This is a genomic window from Nitrospirillum karajorum, from assembly GCF_036348415.1.
Classification (GTDB): domain Bacteria; phylum Pseudomonadota; class Alphaproteobacteria; order Azospirillales; family Azospirillaceae; genus Nitrospirillum; species Nitrospirillum amazonense_B.
In genome coordinates this window covers 72,464-88,321 of record NZ_JAZBQB010000003.1, presented here as the reverse complement: position 1 = coordinate 88,321, position 15,858 = coordinate 72,464, and the positions used below count along the sequence as shown (strand labels likewise).

Genomic DNA, 15,858 nt, shown 5'->3' with positions numbered 1-15,858 from the left:
GTTCCTTTTGGGCGAGGCGATAAGGCGTCACTGTCCCTTGGCCGCCATGATCCCGGCGTTGGCCGCCAGGATGTAGGCGGTGGTGGTGGCCACCGTGGATTCGTTCTCGAACCACAGGAAGGGCCAGGCGACCTTCTGCTCAGGAAAGTCCGGCTTGATGACCAGGACGCCGGGCACCATGGCGCCGGGCACGGTGGAGTAATCCGCCCGGTTGTGGGTGTAGGCGATCATCTTGGACTCGGTGCCCACCGTCGACACCAGGGACAGGTTGGTCGCGGGATGGCGGCCCAGGACATAGTCCAGGGCGTCCAGGGTGTATTGGGTGCCGATGATGCCGGGGAAGGCCTTGTGCAGCAGGTACATGGTGGTGCCGAACCCGGCCACTTGGCTGCTGCCGGCCCAGGTGCCCATGGCCACGGGCACGCCGAAGGGTGTCTTGGCGGCCTCCGCATCGATGGTGGCCTTGGCCTCGATCACCGCCTGGGTCAGTTGGGCGCGATAGTCGGCGTCCATGTAGGGCAGGGCCAGCGTGGCGGCCCCCCCAGCCAGGCGAAGTGGCGCTTGATGGCGGGCAGCAGGGACTTGAGCTTGGTGGTGTACAGCGGATCGGCGCCCTTGGTCGTGATCACCAGGTCCACCGTCGCGGAAAAGGCGGCCATGTCGAGGATGTCGGCGGTGTTCCAATCGCCCCGTTCCGGCCGGTCCATGCGGTCGCCCGGGTCCTGCTGGTTGGCCCACAGCACCTTGGCCGCGGCCAGGGCCTGGGCGGCCAGGTCGGGGTCGATGCCGCCCAGCACGCGCGACGCGCCGGCCAGGGCGCCGGCCAGGTGGTAATCGTCCGCCGGCACGTCGGAGGTGAAGGCCCAGCGGTCGTCGGGCACGCCTGAATAGACGCCGTTGCTCTCGTTAGGGCCCAGCTTGGGGTCGTAGATCAGCCGGTCGGTCTGCGAACCGGCGTCGCCCAGGTGCGTGTACTGTTTCAAGGTGGGGTCGATGATGCCGACAATGGCATGGCCGAACACCTTGTACTGGGCCAGCAATTGCAGGGTGCCGTGGCGGATCTGCTGCAGCACGTCGGGCACGCCGTCCGGCTTGCGGATCTCCACCTGGTGCGCGGCCTCGTCGATCGTGTCCTCGTCCCACTCCAGGCCGAACAGCTCACGCCCCCACACCAGGTCGCGCACCACCCAGGCGTTGTCGGAGGTCTGGATGTCGTAGTCGCCGGCGTCCTGCCAACCGCCCACGTTCAGGCCGGGAATATGCTCGCCCGGCTTGAAGGGCGAGTCGAGGTGCGGACCCATCTTGTAGCCATCGAAATGGGTGATGTTGGGCGCCGCCTGGCGGGCGTCATCCATGTGCGACAGGCCCTGCCAGGTGCGGTACTGCTCCTTCACCGCCATATGGTCCATCTGCTCCGCCAGATAGGTGTCGAGCGAGGGTTGCCAGATGCGGTCATAGGCGTCAGGCGCGATGCGGAAGGGGTTGAACAGATGCCCGGCGTAGGAGATGGCGTAGATGCCGGGCGTGCGCACCGAGGAGAAGTCGAAGGTGGCGTAGTCATAGCGCAGCCACCGACCCCACGGCTTGAGGGTGCCCTTCAGCGCCACGGTCCGGCTGCCATCGGCGCCCAGGCGGACCAGCTGGATATCCTTGGGCGCCTTCATGTGCGGGTCCAGCTCCACGGTCGCGACCTTGGCGCGGTCGGGCGTGTAACCGGCCTGGTTGAAGGCGACGACGGGATCGCGCACCCAGTTCTTGATGACGTTGGGATGGACGTGCCAGACGATGGCGTCCGTGGTCTTGCCCGCCGGGATCAGGGCGCGCACCACGAACCAGCCATTCTGCGCGCGGTTGCGGGCGTCATAGAGCGACAGCGGCGCCGTGTCGGAGGTGATGGCCACACGGGTCACCGGATCTTCCGGCGACAGCACGATGGTGGAGCCGCCCGCCGCCAGGGGCAGCGGATCGCCCGAGCCATCCTTGGCCATGGGACCGCTGGGGTTGCGCGGAAACAGGCCCGTCGCGTCACCCCCGTTGCCGCTTCCCAGCGCGTAGGTCTTGCCGAAATAGCTGGTGGGCAGGAAATCCAGGCTGAAGGCCGCCTTGCCGACATATGCCGCCGGCAGCGGCTGGTCCAGGTTCACCGCCACGCGAAAGCCCGTGCCCTCCGGTGTGATGGCCAGGCGATAGCTGAAGCCCTGCTCTGGGAAGCTGCTGTACACCGTCAACTGGTCGGGCCCGGGGCCGCGCTCGCGCTTCACGAAGGCGGGGACGGGGTCCCACTGTTCCGGCGTGGGGTTCAGGCGTACGGCACCATCGGTGGCGATGCGCTCCCCATGCAGGATGATCTGGATGCCGGCGTTCTTCTCATCGCGGAACACCGGATGGAAATGCATCTGGTCGACGATGACGCTGAGGCCCTGCATCTCCAACGTCTCATCGGGGCTGACGGTCAGCCCGGGTGACGCGGTCGGTGGGGCCGCGGCAAGGCAGGATTGGGTGAGCCAAGGCTGAATAGCCAAGGCGGCGGCAAACCAGATGGCCCGCATGGTTGTCCCTCCCGTTAGCGCTAACATTTTTATGTTAACGGTACCATTTTGAGATACTGTGCGGCAAAGCGATGCCGGACGCAACCCTGCCTGATGGGGGGCGGCGGACGAGGAGGGCGCCGGGGATGGAACAAGAGGCGAACCGGACGATTGATGGGCCGGAGCGCCCCTGGGGCCCCTAGGGATGCACGCCGTCGGGGAGAGCCGGGAATGGTCAGTTTCCTGCTGGTCATGGCGCTGGCGCTGCTGGCGGTCTGGACGCCTTGGCATGTCAGGGCATTCGCGGCGTTCAAGGCGCAAAGAGAAAGCGGCGCGGGGCGCAGGGCCTTCTTCCGCCGATGGGTGGGCAGCAGCCTGGTCCTGTTCGGTGGAGGCACGCTGGCTGCCCTGGCGCTGCTCGGTCGACTGCCTGACCTGGTCACGCCGCCAACGGAAATCGTGCTGCCGGGCAAGATTGCGACGCAGGCCGGAAGCCTCGCCTGGCCCACCTGGGTGGCGGCCTCGCTGTTGGCCGGCATGGTCGCCATCACCGCCATCGCCGGCGCCGCTCGGGACCGGCGCCACGGGCGGAGCCAGAATCGGCGATTGCCCTCCATCTTCGGCGATGTCGAATACCTGCTGCCGCGTGACGGTGGGGAACGGCTATGGGCCATCGTTCTGGCCATGAACGCCGGCATCACGGAGGAGGCGGCCTTCCGCCTGCTGTTGCCCTTGCTGATCACCCTGGCTTCGGGCGACGCCGGGCTGGGAATCGCCGGGGCCGCCCTGCTGTTCGGCCTATCGCATCTCTATCTGGGCTGGCGGGGCGTCACTGCCACGGCCTTGTCAGGCGTGGCCCTGTCCCTGATTTATGCAGCAGCTGACAGTTTGCTCATCCCCATCGCGGTGCACGCCGCGGTGGACGGCCTCGGCCTGCTGGTGCTGCCTATCCTGGCCGGGCGTCGCCCGGTCAGCGGGCGCGCACCGTGATGGTCAGGGTATCGCTGTAAAAGCCGCCCTGGTGGACGACCTGGCGGGGCAACGTCAGCAGGATGCTGCCGGTCCGCATCTCCGTCTGCGGGTCCAGGCGGTTGATGACCTGCGGCTCGCTCAAGGGACGGCCATCCACCTGGTCATAGGAAATGGTGTAGGGGATCTTGTTGCCGTTGGCATCGACCAGGGCGCCGCCGTTATTGGACGACAGCACCACCGTGTAGCCGGAGGACTCGTTGCAGTGCTCCCCCAGGTCGCCCAGCATGACGTTGCCACCGCCATCGGCGGACAGGGTGGCGTCACCCACCGACACGGAAACGAAGCAGTTGGATTCCACAACCCCCTTCACGGCGATGTTCAGCGCCATCGCCGGCTTTATCGCCAGCAACGCCAGAACCACAGCCAGGAAGGCAGGGCGGATGAAACCGCTGACCGCACGCATGGACCGACCGCACCCCTTTTTCCAGTGACGACGACGCGTCCGCCACCACGACGGACGCTGTGAAGCACTTCGCAACACAGCAATAAATATGCCGTTAATTTAATGCCGTTTTCGCGGCGGCGACTCGCCCGTGATGAGGAGCGCCTTGCCGAATGAAAGGCCGCATTTGCATTTTGCAACGGGTTTCCGACAAAGGGATTTGCGGCCAGCGGCAGAAACTACTCAGGTAGCCGGCCCCAAGGGGACCCAGCCGTCACGGCCCAAAGCCTCCAGCGGCTGGAAGCGGCGCTTATAGTCCATCTTGCGGCTGCCCTCGATCCAATAGCCAAGATAGACGTGGGGCAATCCCTCCTGCCGCGCTTGCTCCACCAGTGACAGGATCAGCCGGGTGCCCAGGCTGCGGTCCGGCAGGTCGGGATTGTAGAAGCTGTAGACGGCGGAAAAGCCGTCATCCAGCCGGTCCGTCAGGATGGCGCCCATCAGGGCCCCACCAGCATCGCGCAGGGTGTACAGGCGGCTGTCCACCTGGCCCTCCTCGATCATGGCGGCGTAGTCGGTCATGCCCATGCGGCTCATGTCGCTATCGCTGTGGCGGGCCGCCTGATAGCTGGCGAAAACCTGGAACTGTTCCGCCGTGGCGCTGGCGGGCTGGACCCCTGGCACCAGATCGGCGTTGGCGCGGAGGATGCGGCGCATGGTGCGGTTGGGGCTGAAGCCCGCCACGGGAATGCGCACCGGGACGCAGGCGGCGCACCCGGCGCAGACGGGGCGGTAGACGATGTCATGGCTGCGGCGGAAGCCGGCGCGTGACAGGGCGGAGTTCACGCCGCTGGCCTGCTGTCCCACCAAGCGGGTGAACAGCTTGCGCTCCATACGCCCCGGGAGGTAGGGGCAGGGCATGGGACCGGAGCGGTAGAACTGCTGCAACGGCCGGGAATGGGGTGGGATGACCGACATCCGCGCCTTTCTTGGACGACTGGTGCCACGGGAAAACAGGAACAGCTGCAGGCCAACTGAACAACAATACCTGATGACGCTTACCGATAAACTTTACCGGGAGATGTAGGGCCATGCCAGAGGCATTCCCTTTCGGGGTAAACGCTCTTTCGCTGCTTCACCTCACCGCCCGCCGCCGCCGGGACGGCTGCTGATCGAGGGCGGTGGCGGCGGGACCGGGGTGCCGGCTGGGGTTGTCGGCATACCGTCCGGCGTCCTCGCGGCGCCGGACTTGGTGGCGATGTCGCTGAGCGGATGCTCGCGCAGCACGGTGATACTGATGCGCCGGTTGCGCGGCGACTTGGGGTCATCGGGGAACAGCGGGTCGCGGTCGGACAGCCCGACCACGGAGGCGATGCGGTCCTCCGCCACGCCGGCGGCGGCGAGCGCGCGGCGGGTGGCGTTGGCGCGGTCGGACGACAGTTCCCAATTGCCATAGGAGCCGGAGCCATTGGCGAACGGGGTGTTGTCGGTGTGCCCGGTGATGGACACCTTGTTGGGCAGCTTGGCCACGGCCTGCGCCACCAAGGACAGCAGCTGCGCCGTTTGGGCGTTCATCTTGGCGCTGCCCGACGGGAACATGGAATAACCGTCCTGGTCCACCAGGTTCAGCCGCTCCCCTTCCGGCGTGCGCTGCATGATGACGTTCTGCTGCAAATCCTTCAGTTCCGGCACCTGCTGGATGGCCTGACGGACCTCCTTCTCGATTTCCTTGAACTGCTGGTCCTCGTGCTGCGCCAAGGCCTGCTTCAGCTCCTGCTCATCGACCTTGCCGTCGCCGTTCTGGTCCATGTCCAGCCGGCCGTCGCCCGACTTGCTGCCGTCGCTGCGCCCGCCAGTGTTGTCGGTGGTGCCGCTGGTCTTGTCGTCCTTGCCGTCGGGCTTGCCCTGGGCCTCGTCCGTCGCATCCTCGACCGACTGGAAGGCGTTGGCCGCCTGGGGACGGGAGGGCAAGGGCACCGCCACGGAGGTGGGGGAACTGTTGTTCATGGCGGCGCCGTTGACCGTGATGGTCTTGCCGCCTAGCACGCCGCCGGCGCCGCTCTCCTGCTTGGAGGGGGTCGCGGGGCTGAAATAGTCGGCCAAGCCCAGCTTCTGCTCCGCCGTGGTCACGCTCAACAGCCACAGCAGCAGGAAGAAGGCCATCATGGCGGTGACGAAGTCGGCATAGGCCACCTTCCAGGCGCCGCCGTGGTGCCCGTCGCCGCCCTTGTTCACCTTCTTGATGATGATGGGCGCCTTCTCGTCGCCCCCCGCGCTGGCCAAGCCGCTATCCCCTTATGCCCAAACACATGGACCCGCAGTCTAACCGGGGCCGGGGCCGGCGCGACAAATCCTAAATGGCCGCTCCCGACAATGACCGGCACCGCCGCCCCGCCAGGGCGGGCGCCGCATGCGGAACAAATGGTCGCGGCCGCCATATGGTCACGACGCCGGGGCTGGCCAAGGGTGGGCTTTCCCCAAGGGCGGGCTTTCCTGGCACCGGGCCCCATGGTATCGCTTTAACCATGGCGACCATGACCGAACATACCCTTCGGGGTCTCTCCGCCCTAGGCTTCCACCGCCTGGCCTACACGCAGTGGTGTCCAGACACCGGACGCGCCACCCGCACCATCGTCTGCTGCCATGGCCTGACCCGCAACGGCCGTGACTTCGATCTGCTGGCGGCGGACCTGGCCGACAGCCTGGGTGCCCGGGTGATTTGCCCGGACGTCGTCGGCCGGGGCAAGAGCGGCACGCTGGCCAACCCGGATCTCTATGGTTACCCGCAGTACCTCGCCGACATGGCCGCGCTGATCGCCCGCCTGGACGTGGAGTCGCTGGACTGGGTCGGCACCTCCATGGGCGGCCTGATCGGCATGATCCTGGCGGCGCAGGGCGACAGCCCCGTCACCCGCCTGGTGGTGAACGATGTCGGGCCCCTGGTGCCCAAGGCGGCGCTGGAACGCATCGCCACTTATGTCGGCACCAGCCCGACCTTCCATTCCGTGGAGGAGGTGCAGCGCTATCTCAGCCTGGTCTACGCCCCCTTCGGCGATTTGACGGACGCCCAGTGGCGGCTTTTGGCGGACCATGGCTACTGGACGCGGGCTGACGGCACCTTGGGTCTGGCCTACGACACTGGAATCGCCCGCGCCTTCCAGACGCAGCCCATCACCGATGTCGACCTGTGGCCGGTGTGGGGCATGATCCGCTGCCCCGTTCTGGCAATTCGCGGCCTGCAATCCGACCTGCTGACGGCGGAGATCGCCCAGGCGATGACCGAGCGCGGGCCCAAGGCCACGCTGTATGAGGTGGCGGACGCCGGCCATGCCCCGGCGCTGATGGACCCGGCGCAACGGGCGGCCGTGCGCGATTTCCTGCGCTGAGGTGCCTCTCCCGCCGTTACTCCCCGGCTACCCGCCATTCCGGCCCCGCCCGCCCTGGTGGGGGCCGGATCTCCAGACATTGCGCAACACCCTGCGCCGCCCCTGGCATCCCTTGCCGGCAGGGCAGGCGTTGGTCTTCCCCATGGACGACGACAGCGGCGACCGCTTGGCCGGAACGCTGCACCGACCGCCCGACCCGGCGACGGATCGCCCCCTGGTGCTGCTGATCCATGGGCTGGCCGGGTCGGAGGACAGCCCCTACATCCGCGCCGCCGCCGGCGCCGTCCTGTCCCGTGGCCACGCCGTCCTACGGCTGAACCTGCGTGGCGCCGGTCCCTTCGTCGGCCGCACCCGCCAGCGCTATCATGCCGGCCGCACCGCCGATGTTCGCGCCGTCCTTGCCCATCTGGCGCGGGACCTGCCGGACGTGACGGCGGCGGGTGTCGTGGTGGTGGGCTATTCCCTGGCCGGGAACATGGTACTGAAGCTGATGGGGGAGGGGGAAGCGCTCCCGCCCGTGGTGCGCGCCGCCGTGGCGGTGTCCGCCCCCATCGACCTGTCCGCCACCTCCCATCGGTTCCTGAAACCGCGCAACCGTCCCTACCACCTGTGGCTGTTGCGCCAGATGAAGGCGGAGACGCTGGCTACGCCGGCCGAGCCCGGAAGTGCGGAGGCCAGCCGCCAGGCGGCCGTGCGCCGCGCCCGCACCATCTATGGGTTCGACAACGATTACGTGGCGCCGGCCAACGGCTGGCGGGACGCGGAGGAGTATTACCGCGTCAACAGCGCCCGGCGCTTCATGTCCGCCATCACCCGACCGACCCTGGTGATCCATGCGCTGGACGATCCGTGGATCGCGCCGGAGCCCTATCTGGACTTCGACTGGGCGGCTCATCCGGCACTGCTGCCTCTGATCGTGACCAAAGGGGGGCACGTCGGATTCCATGGGGCGCGGGAGAATGATGGCGCTATTTTAGGTGGTGGATGGCTCGATCGATGCCTGGTGCGTTTTCTGGAAACGCTGGCATGATAGGGGCGCCATAATAAACATTGGGGAGGGTCATTCCCGTGCTGGACCACATTGGCATTTCCGTCGCCGATTTCGCGACCTCCACCGCCTTTTATGATCACGCCCTGGCCCCCTTGGGCATCAGCCGGCTGATGAACATCACCGAGGAGATGACCGGCGCCGGCGCCCATGCCGGCTATGGCAGCGAGGGCAAGCCCTACTTCTGGATCGGTACCGGGCGCCGGTTGCAGGGCGGCGCCCTGCACATCTGCTTCGCCGCGGAAGACCGCAAGACGGTCGACGCCTTCCATGCCGCAGCCCTGGCCGCCGGTGGGCGGGACAACGGCGCGCCCGGCCTGCGCCCGCATTATCATCCCAATTACTACGGGGCCTTCATCCTGGACCCGGACGGCCATAACATCGAGGCCGTCTGCCACGATCCCGCGTGAGGTGAGGGCGCGCACCGGCGATGTTCCGGTCCGCGCCCTTCCCCTATCAGTGCCCAGCCCGCAGCAGGCGGGCGGCGTCGACGGCGCCATAGGTCAGGATGGCGTCGGCGCCCGCGCGCCGGAAGGCCAACAGGGTTTCCAGCAGCGACTTCTCGTAATCCATCCAGCCGTTCTGGGCGGCGGCCTTCATCATGGCGAACTCACCACTGACCTGATAGGCGAAGGTGGGCACGCCGAATTCCGCCTTCACCCGGTGCACGATGTCCAGGTAGGGCAGTCCAGGCTTCACCATCACCATGTCGGCGCCTTCCTCCAGGTCCAACTGCACCTCGCGCAGGGCCTCGTTGGTGTTGGCCGAGTCCATCTGATAGGTGCGCTTGTCGCCCTTCAGCAGGCCGCCGGTCTTCACCGCGTCGCGGAAGGGGCCATAGAAGGCGGAGGCGTACTTGGCGGCATAGGCGCAGATGCGGGTCAACTCGTGTCCGCTCTCGTCCAGGGCGTCGCGGATGGCGCCGACGCGGCCGTCCATCATGTCGGACGGGGCGATGATGTCGCAGCCCGCCGCCGCCTGCACCAGCGACTGCTGCACCAGCACGGCCACGGTCTCGTCGTTCAGGATGCGGCCGTCGGTGACGATGCCGTCATGGCCATGGCTGGTGTAGGGGTCCAGCGCCACGTCGCCCAGGGTGCCGATATCCGGCACTTCGCGCTTGATGGCGCGCAAGGCGCGGCACATCAGGTTGTCGGGGTTGGTCGCCTCGCTGCCCATGGGGTCCTTCTGGTCCGCCGGCAGGCAGGGAAACAGCGCCACGCAGGGGATGCCCAGGTCGCGCGCCTCGGCCACCGCCGGCAACAACAGGTCGATGCTGAGCCGCTCCACCCCGGGCATGGAGGTCACGGGCTCACGGCAATTCTCACCCTCGACCACGAAGACCGGCCAGATCAGGTCGTCGACCGACAACCGGGTTTCCGCCACCAGCCGGCGCGTCCAGGCGTCAACGCGATTGCGGCGCGGCCGCTGGCGAGGATCGCCGCCGAAACGGCGAGGCAGAGAGGCATGATCAACCATGGAAGGGCTCCAAGTCCTTGGGACGTTTGGGAATGACGTGGAATATGGATCCGGTGCCGGGAATGCTACGCCCCGGCCTTCCAGCTCTCAAGGCCGGGAACGGTGCGGCGCGCCCGCCCCGGTCAACGCTGACCTGCTAGGAAAGGCTGCCCTGCCGGTAGGCACTGCCCTGCCAGGAAAGATGCGCCCGTCGGACTGGCGTTGGCCGGCGCACCTCCCTATGATCGCCGCCAATCAGCCGACGCCCGCAGGGGTGATCCCACGCGGGCATATGAACGCCTGCCTTATAAAAACGTCAGGGGACGAGGGAATGAACGAGACCGTGGACCAGCCTCATGTCATCTGCACGGTGCGGGGCGCCATCGGCCATGTGCTGCTGAACCGGCCCAAGGCGCTGAACGCCCTGACCCTGGACATGATCCGCGTCATCGATCCGCAGCTGGCCGCCTGGGCCAAGGACCCGGCCGTCAAGGCGGTGGTCATCCAGGGGGCGGGCGATCGCGCCTTTTGCGCCGGCGGCGACGTCCGCGCGGTCTGGGACAGCGGCAAGGCCCTACAGCGCGGGGAGGGGGACGGCGCCGTCGCCCGCGACTTCTTCGGCGAGGAATACCGGCTGAACCGGCGCATCAAGCGCTATCCCAAGCCCTACGTCGCCGTGCTGGACGGCATCACCATGGGCGGTGGCGTGGGGCTGTCGGTGCATGGCAGCCACCGGGTCACGACGGAGAAGACGCTGCTGGCCATGCCGGAGACGGGAATCGGTCTGTTCCCCGACGTGGGGGGCGGCTACTTCCTGTCCCGCCTGCCTGGCGAGTTGGGCACCTACCTGGCCTTGACAGGCGCCCGGCTGGGCGCCGCCGATGCCGCCTATACCGGCATCGCCACGCACCATGTGCCCTCCGCCCAGGTGGAGGCGTTGGTGGAGGAACTGGCCGCCGCCAGCTATGGCGACCATCCCGGGGCCACGGTGGACGCGATCCTCGCCCGCCATGCCGTCTTTCCCGGCGAGGCGCCGCTGGCGGCGCACACGCCATCCATCGACCGCAGCTTCAACGCGGGCACCGTGGAGGAGATCCTGGCCTGCCTTTGCGATGAGACGCAGGGATTCGATGCCGCCTGGGCCTCGGCGACGGTGAAGACCTTGTCCCAGATGTCCCCCACCAGCCTGAAGGTGACGCTGGCGCAATTGCGCCGGGGCGTGGCGATGGAGATTGAGGACGTGCTGGTCATGGAATACCGCATGACGCAGGCCGTGATGGCCGGCCATGATTTTTACGAGGGCATCCGGGCCCAGCTGGTGGACAAGGATCGGCAACCGAAATGGCGGCCGGCCACTCTTAACCATGTTTCCGAGTCTGAGGTGGAACGCCACTTCCAGGCGCCCGCGTCCGGGGATCTCACCTTTACCGATTGACGTACGCCTAAGCGATAGGTGGGGGAGCCGACACCTCAACGTATCCATACATAAGAAATATCTCGACAAATGGTTGAGTAAACTATCCGTTCGGGGTAGGTCTTCCCCGGTCGCGGTGACAGATTCTGAGATTTTCTTACATTATCGGGTCGATTGCCCGCAGGCGATGCGTTAAAGTCTTGCGCGTGCAATGGAATCTACGTGTCCGTAATGATTCCCGTTGATTTATTTGCCGTCGAACACTTTATGTCGCCGGTTCCGTGTGAAGGAGAGGGCTTTGAAGCAACCTTATTACGACAGCATCCTGTTGATCGAAAGGCTGCATCGGCACTTTCTGGAAGTGCTCAAGGTCGAGCTGGACCGGCAGGGCGTGCAGGACATCAACAATGTCCAGAGCCTGATCCTGTATAATATCGGCGAAGATGAGCTGACGGTGGGTGAGCTGACCGCCCGGGGCTACTACCTCGGGTCGAATGTCTCTTATAACGTCAAGAAGATGCATGAGAATGGGTATCTGACGCAGGAGCGTTCGGCCCATGACCGCCGTTCCGTGCGCGTGCGTCTTTCCGGCAAGGGCATCGCCTTGCGGGACAAGATCAACACCCTGTTCGAACGCCAGGTCGGCGCTTTGGGGGAGGCCGGGCTCTCCGCCGATGAATTGACCAAGGCCAATGACCTGATGCGCAAGCTTGAGCGCTTCTGGACTTCCGCCCTCGACTACACCAACTATCCGGCCAGTTCGGCTGCCTAAAGGCAGCGTTTACCATCAGGTGGATGGCGGGTGATGGCCGGGGACGGCGAAGTCTATGTCGAATACCACCGGATCGGCCAGATCGTGAAGGCCACGGCCATCGACGCCCAGACGGGCGTCGAGGTGTCGATTCAAGGCCCTGCCAGCTTGCCCCGCGCGCAGCTGGCGCGGGTCGCCATCGCCAAGCTGAAGTATGTCCTGGCCAAAAGACGCAGCAAACCGCGCGGCATCCTCGCCTGATTCCCAATATAAAAGCCGCCGACCCTTTGGGCACGGCGGCTTTTATATTGATCCATCGGACCCAGCCAAAGATGGCTGGGCCGCGGAACCGGGACCTTAGGAGGCGCGACGGCGGGGCTGGTCGGACGGGGCCTTGCCCAGACCGATCTTCTTCGCGAACTCCGACCGCTGGGCGGCATAGTTCGGGGCCACCATCGGATAGTCGGCCGGCAGACCCCACTTGGCGCGGTATTCGTCGGGGGTCATGTTGTAGGTGGAGCGCAGATGCCGCTTCAGCATCTTCAGCTTCTTACCATCTTCCAAGCAAACGATGTATTCCGGGGTGACCGACTTGCGCACGGGCACGGCGGGACGCTGCGGCTCGGGCTGGGCTTCGACTTGCGGCGTGTCGAGGCCGGCGAGCGAGCTATAGACCGTGCTGATGATCTCGGGGATCTGCTGAGCCGGAAGGGCATTTTTGCCAACATAGGCAGAAACGATTTCCGACGTCATCCGGAGAAGTTGAGACGCGCGCAGATCGCCGTCCTGTTGTTCAATCATTTCAACTGCCTTGACACATTGGAACGAAGTGCGTGTACCCCTCGCACAGTCATAATGTCATGTCAATGTTAATTCGAGTTATCCTGTCGATGTGGGGCTGGTCTTTCTAGCCTTCGCCAAGTGTTGGGTCGTGTTGTCTTGGAAGGGGATAGTTGGCGCCCATGCCCTTGATTGTGACGTGCGTCACATGTCGACAATTTTAGACGGATTGTGGGCTTCACGGTTGAGTTGCTGCATTGGCGGGCTATTGCGGGCCAAGGTGGCTCTACTGCACGTTGCCAACAGCGAAGCTCGGCAGCCGGTCATTCAAGGCTCACCTGTGGTCGCGGCGTGGTTGCAGGTCGGCGTGGCGGGCATATCCTGGCTGCGCCGCCAGCGGATCCCGGAACTGGTGCCGGCAGGGCGCATCTGGTAGTGTCCACACGATTTTTAGCCCCCACTTCTTGTGGCGCCGCCTGTCGCGGGCCATCGAGTCCGGGGGGATGGCGCCGAAGGGGCGGGCCGTGCGGGCGCGCCCCTGGTCGCGTGTTCGCAAAAAACGGGTTGGGCCCCATGACCGCCAAGACGTTCGCCATCGCTTCCGATCATGCCGGCACCGAGTTGAAGGCCGCGCTGAAAACGCTGCTGGAAGAGCAGGGTGTGGCCGTCCTGGACCTGGGCACCAACGGTCCCGCCAGCGTCGACTATCCCAATTTCGCCGATGCCGTCGCCGCCGCCCTGGCCGATGGCCGGGCCGAGGCCGGTGTGCTGATCTGCGGCACCGGCATCGGCATCAGCATCGCCGCCAACAGGCACCGCCACGTGCGGGCGGCGCTGTGCCACGACATCACCACCGCCCGCCTGTGCCGCCAGCACAACGACGCCAATGTCCTGGTGCTGGGCGCCCGCATCGTCGGGGCGGAAGTGGCGCGCGATTGCACCTTGGCTTTCCTGTCCACGCCGTATGAAGGGGGACGTCACGCCCGGCGCGTTGCCATGCTGGGCTGAAGGCGCTTTTTCCGGGACCGGCGCCCCGGCGCGGGTCCAGACGACGCGGATCCCGCATCATAGAGGGTTGTCACAATGGCTTTTACTCAAAGCGCCGGCTTTTTCAGCGATACGCTCGCGGCGGCCGATCCCGATCTCGCCCGCGTCCTCGGTGAGGAGCTGCATCGCCAGCAGGACCAGATCGAGCTGATCGCGTCGGAGAACATCGTCTCCCGCGCCGTGCTGGAGGCCCAGGGCTCCGTCCTGACCAACAAGTACGCCGAAGGCTATCCGTCCAAGCGTTACTACGGCGGTTGCGAGTATGTCGACGTGGCCGAACAACTGGCCATCGACCGCGCCAAGGCCCTGTTCGGCTGCGCCTATGCCAACGTCCAGCCGCATTCCGGCGCCCAGGCCAACCAGGCGGTGTTCCTGGCCCTGCTGAAGCCGGGCGACACCTTCATGGGTATGGACCTGACCCATGGCGGCCATCTGACCCACGGCTCCGCCGCCAACCAGTCAGGCAAGTGGTTCAACGTCGTCAGCTATGGCGTACGTCCCGATGACCACCGCATCGACTACGACGCGATGGAGGCCAAGGCCCGCGAGCACAAGCCCAAGCTGATCATCGCCGGCGCCTCCGCCTACCCGCGTGAGATCGACTTCGCCCGCTTCCGCGCCATCGCGGATGAGATCGGCGCCTATCTGATGGTGGACATGGCCCACTATGCGGGTCTGGTCGCCGCCGGTGTCTATCCCAGCCCGCTGCCGCACGCCCACATCGTCACCACCACCACGCACAAGACCCTGCGCGGTCCGCGTGGCGGCATGATCCTGTCCAACGACCTGGACCTGGGCAAGAAGATCAATTCGGCCGTGTTCCCGGGCCTGCAGGGCGGCCCGCTGATGCACGTCATCGCCGCCAAGGCCGTGGCCTTCGGTGAGGCGCTGAAGCCGGAGTTCAAGGAATACGCCGCCCAGGTGAAGGCCAACGCCCAGGTGCTGGCCGACGTGCTGATCAAGGGTGGCCTGGACATCGTGTCCGGCGGCACCGACAGCCACATCGTCCTGGTCGACCTGCGTCCCAAGAAGCTGACCGGCCGCGACGCCGAGGTCAGCCTGGAACATGCCGGCATGACCTGCAACAAGAACGGCGTGCCCTTCGACCCGGAAAAGCCGATGGTGACCTCCGGTGTCCGCCTGGGCACCCCCGCCGCGACCACGCGCGGCTTCGGCACCGAGGAGTTCCGCCAGGTCGGCGAGATGATCATCGAGGTGCTGGACGCGCTGGCCCAGTCCAACGGCGACAACTCCGCCGCCGAGACGCGGGTGCGGGAAAAGGTTCAGGCGCTTTGCCGGCGCTTTCCGATTTACTGACACCCGATTGACCGAAACAAGGCTGGTTGAACGGCCTCATAAGGAGGGGGAACAGGAGTAATGCGCTGCCCGTTTTGTGGTAACGACGATACCCAGGTGAAGGATTCCCGGCCTACCGAGGATAACTCCGCCATCCGCCGCCGCCGCTTCTGCCCCTCCTGCGGCGCGCGGTTCACGACGTTCGAGCGCGTGCAGCTGCGCGAGCTGACCGTGGTGAAGGCGACCGGGCAGCGTGAACCCTTCGACCGCGAGAAGGTCTTGCGGTCGATGCGGGTCGCTTTGCGCAAGCGTCCGGTGGACGCCGACCGCATCGACCGGGTGGTCAATTCCATCGTTCGTCAGCTTGAGTCGTCCGGCGAGACGGAAATCCCGTCGAAGCAGATCGGCAGCATGGTGATGGACACGCTGGCCCAGTTGGACCAGATCGCCTACATCCGCTATGCCTCGGTCTATAAGGACTTCCGCGAAGTGGCCGATTTCAACGAGTTCGTCGGCCATCTTAAGACCGATCCTGAGGCCTGACGGCGGCTGGCACGAGCATCGTCTCGTGCCACCGTACACCGTAGGACGCGACCGCGTCCGCCGTAGATTTTCGGGAAGCACCAGCGGACCGGAAATCGAGGATCAGCCAAGCCGCCGGATGGCGGCGCCCGGCGCCTGAGGGCGGATGTAACAGACATCAGGCGGGGCTTGAACGGGCCCCGCCTGACGGCCC

General features: G+C 66.1%; 17 protein-coding genes. 10 read left to right on the top strand and 7 right to left on the bottom strand.

Annotated features, from left to right (window positions below; translation table 11 throughout):
• Window positions 1-27 precede the first annotated feature (27 nt).
• Together UCD39_RS14100 and UCD39_RS14095 are read right to left on the bottom strand one after the other, a co-directional pair.
• Entirely contained in the window at window positions 28-513 is a 486-nt protein-coding gene (locus UCD39_RS14100; protein ID WP_330496617.1) for a hypothetical protein, read from the bottom strand.
• Window positions 486-2,549, bottom strand: a complete 2,064-nt coding sequence (locus tag UCD39_RS14095) for a glycoside hydrolase family 9 protein (RefSeq protein WP_330496616.1) — start codon at window positions 2,547-2,549, stop codon at window positions 486-488. The genes UCD39_RS14100 and UCD39_RS14095 overlap by 28 nt, the downstream gene beginning before the upstream one ends.
• A gap of 210 nt (window positions 2,550-2,759) precedes the next feature.
• Between UCD39_RS14095 and UCD39_RS14090 the strand changes: the two genes are divergently transcribed.
• Entirely contained in the window at window positions 2,760-3,518 is a 759-nt protein-coding gene (locus UCD39_RS14090; protein WP_330496615.1) for a CPBP family intramembrane glutamic endopeptidase, read from the top strand.
• Here UCD39_RS14090 and UCD39_RS14085 read toward each other — a convergent pair.
• From UCD39_RS14085 to UCD39_RS14075, 3 genes are all read right to left on the bottom strand, one after another.
• A complete protein-coding gene (locus UCD39_RS14085) occupies window positions 3,499-3,963 on the bottom strand; it encodes a hypothetical protein (protein ID WP_330496614.1) in 465 nt (154 codons plus the stop codon). The genes UCD39_RS14090 and UCD39_RS14085 overlap by 20 nt on opposite strands.
• A gap of 222 nt (window positions 3,964-4,185) precedes the next feature.
• Window positions 4,186-4,920, bottom strand: coding sequence for an arginyltransferase (locus UCD39_RS14080; RefSeq protein ID WP_145730330.1), 735 nt, complete (start codon window positions 4,918-4,920; stop codon window positions 4,186-4,188).
• A 162-nt stretch (window positions 4,921-5,082) separates the two neighbouring features.
• On the bottom strand, window positions 5,083-6,225 hold the full coding sequence (locus tag UCD39_RS14075) for a flagellar motor protein MotB (RefSeq protein ID WP_330496613.1): 1,143 nt from the start codon (window positions 6,223-6,225) through the stop codon (window positions 5,083-5,085).
• 251 nt (window positions 6,226-6,476) lie between these two features.
• Between UCD39_RS14075 and UCD39_RS14070 the strand changes: the two genes are divergently transcribed.
• From UCD39_RS14070 to UCD39_RS14060, 3 genes are all read left to right on the top strand, one after another.
• Window positions 6,477-7,328: an alpha/beta fold hydrolase gene (locus tag UCD39_RS14070; RefSeq protein ID WP_330496612.1), complete on the top strand. Its 852-nt coding sequence runs from the start codon at window positions 6,477-6,479 to the stop codon at window positions 7,326-7,328.
• A gap of 79 nt (window positions 7,329-7,407) precedes the next feature.
• On the top strand, window positions 7,408-8,358 hold the full coding sequence (locus UCD39_RS14065) for a YheT family hydrolase (RefSeq protein ID WP_330496611.1): 951 nt from the start codon (window positions 7,408-7,410) through the stop codon (window positions 8,356-8,358).
• A 38-nt stretch (window positions 8,359-8,396) separates the two neighbouring features.
• A complete protein-coding gene (locus UCD39_RS14060) occupies window positions 8,397-8,786 on the top strand; it encodes a VOC family protein (protein WP_145730322.1) in 390 nt (129 codons plus the stop codon).
• Window positions 8,787-8,832: 46 nt separating this feature from the next.
• On the opposite strand, the gene hemB is transcribed toward UCD39_RS14060, so the two are convergent.
• The gene (hemB, locus tag UCD39_RS14055) at window positions 8,833-9,855 is read right to left on the bottom strand and encodes a porphobilinogen synthase (protein ID WP_330496610.1); all 1,023 of its coding nucleotides are present in this window, start codon (window positions 9,853-9,855) and stop codon (window positions 8,833-8,835) included.
• Between the two features lie 310 nt (window positions 9,856-10,165).
• Here hemB and UCD39_RS14050 point away from each other — a divergent pair, with 310 nt between their 5' ends.
• The 3 genes from UCD39_RS14050 (at window position 10,166) to UCD39_RS14040 (ending at window position 12,260) form a co-directional block, all read left to right on the top strand.
• Window positions 10,166-11,269: an enoyl-CoA hydratase/isomerase family protein gene (locus tag UCD39_RS14050; RefSeq protein ID WP_330496609.1), complete on the top strand. Its 1,104-nt coding sequence runs from the start codon at window positions 10,166-10,168 to the stop codon at window positions 11,267-11,269.
• Window positions 11,270-11,546: 277 nt separating this feature from the next.
• Window positions 11,547-12,020, top strand: a complete 474-nt coding sequence (locus UCD39_RS14045; RefSeq protein WP_145730316.1) for a MarR family winged helix-turn-helix transcriptional regulator — start codon at window positions 11,547-11,549, stop codon at window positions 12,018-12,020.
• A gap of 33 nt (window positions 12,021-12,053) precedes the next feature.
• A complete protein-coding gene (locus UCD39_RS14040; protein WP_145730314.1) occupies window positions 12,054-12,260 on the top strand; it encodes a DUF6898 family protein in 207 nt (68 codons plus the stop codon).
• A 96-nt stretch (window positions 12,261-12,356) separates the two neighbouring features.
• Here UCD39_RS14040 and UCD39_RS14035 read toward each other — a convergent pair whose 3' ends face one another.
• A complete protein-coding gene (locus tag UCD39_RS14035; RefSeq protein ID WP_145730312.1) occupies window positions 12,357-12,800 on the bottom strand; it encodes a Ros/MucR family transcriptional regulator in 444 nt (147 codons plus the stop codon).
• Between the two features lie 552 nt (window positions 12,801-13,352).
• Between UCD39_RS14035 and rpiB the strand changes: the two genes are divergently transcribed.
• From rpiB to nrdR, 3 genes are all read left to right on the top strand, one after another.
• Window positions 13,353-13,787, top strand: a complete 435-nt coding sequence (gene rpiB / locus UCD39_RS14030; RefSeq protein ID WP_145730310.1) for a ribose 5-phosphate isomerase B — start codon at window positions 13,353-13,355, stop codon at window positions 13,785-13,787.
• 75 nt (window positions 13,788-13,862) lie between these two features.
• Window positions 13,863-15,143: a serine hydroxymethyltransferase gene (glyA, locus tag UCD39_RS14025; protein ID WP_330496608.1), complete on the top strand. Its 1,281-nt coding sequence runs from the start codon at window positions 13,863-13,865 to the stop codon at window positions 15,141-15,143.
• 60 nt (window positions 15,144-15,203) lie between these two features.
• Window positions 15,204-15,665: a transcriptional regulator NrdR gene (gene nrdR / locus UCD39_RS14020; RefSeq protein WP_145730306.1), complete on the top strand. Its 462-nt coding sequence runs from the start codon at window positions 15,204-15,206 to the stop codon at window positions 15,663-15,665.
• Window positions 15,666-15,858 lie beyond the last annotated feature (193 nt).

What these genes read in the sequence shown, in the direction of transcription:
- UCD39_RS14100 (WP_330496617.1), bottom strand. Translation starts at nt 513, where the DNA reads ATGGACGCCGACTATCGCGCCCAACTGACCCAGGCGGTGATCGAGGCC.
- UCD39_RS14095 (WP_330496616.1), bottom strand. Translation starts at nt 2,549, where the DNA reads ATGCGGGCCATCTGGTTTGCCGCCGCCTTGGCTATTCAGCCTTGGCTC.
- UCD39_RS14090 (WP_330496615.1), top strand. Translation starts at nt 2,760, where the DNA reads ATGGTCAGTTTCCTGCTGGTCATGGCGCTGGCGCTGCTGGCGGTCTGG.
- UCD39_RS14085 (WP_330496614.1), bottom strand. Translation starts at nt 3,963, where the DNA reads ATGCGTGCGGTCAGCGGTTTCATCCGCCCTGCCTTCCTGGCTGTGGTT.
- UCD39_RS14080 (WP_145730330.1), bottom strand. Translation starts at nt 4,920, where the DNA reads ATGTCGGTCATCCCACCCCATTCCCGGCCGTTGCAGCAGTTCTACCGC.
- UCD39_RS14070 (WP_330496612.1), top strand. Translation starts at nt 6,477, where the DNA reads ATGACCGAACATACCCTTCGGGGTCTCTCCGCCCTAGGCTTCCACCGC.
- hemB (WP_330496610.1), bottom strand. Translation starts at nt 9,855, where the DNA reads ATGGTTGATCATGCCTCTCTGCCTCGCCGTTTCGGCGGCGATCCTCGC.
- UCD39_RS14050 (WP_330496609.1), top strand. Translation starts at nt 10,166, where the DNA reads ATGAACGAGACCGTGGACCAGCCTCATGTCATCTGCACGGTGCGGGGC.
- UCD39_RS14040 (WP_145730314.1), top strand. Translation starts at nt 12,054, where the DNA reads ATGGCCGGGGACGGCGAAGTCTATGTCGAATACCACCGGATCGGCCAG.
- UCD39_RS14035 (WP_145730312.1), bottom strand. Translation starts at nt 12,800, where the DNA reads ATGATTGAACAACAGGACGGCGATCTGCGCGCGTCTCAACTTCTCCGG.
- rpiB (WP_145730310.1), top strand. Translation starts at nt 13,353, where the DNA reads ATGACCGCCAAGACGTTCGCCATCGCTTCCGATCATGCCGGCACCGAG.
- glyA (WP_330496608.1), top strand. Translation starts at nt 13,863, where the DNA reads ATGGCTTTTACTCAAAGCGCCGGCTTTTTCAGCGATACGCTCGCGGCG.
- nrdR (WP_145730306.1), top strand. Translation starts at nt 15,204, where the DNA reads ATGCGCTGCCCGTTTTGTGGTAACGACGATACCCAGGTGAAGGATTCC.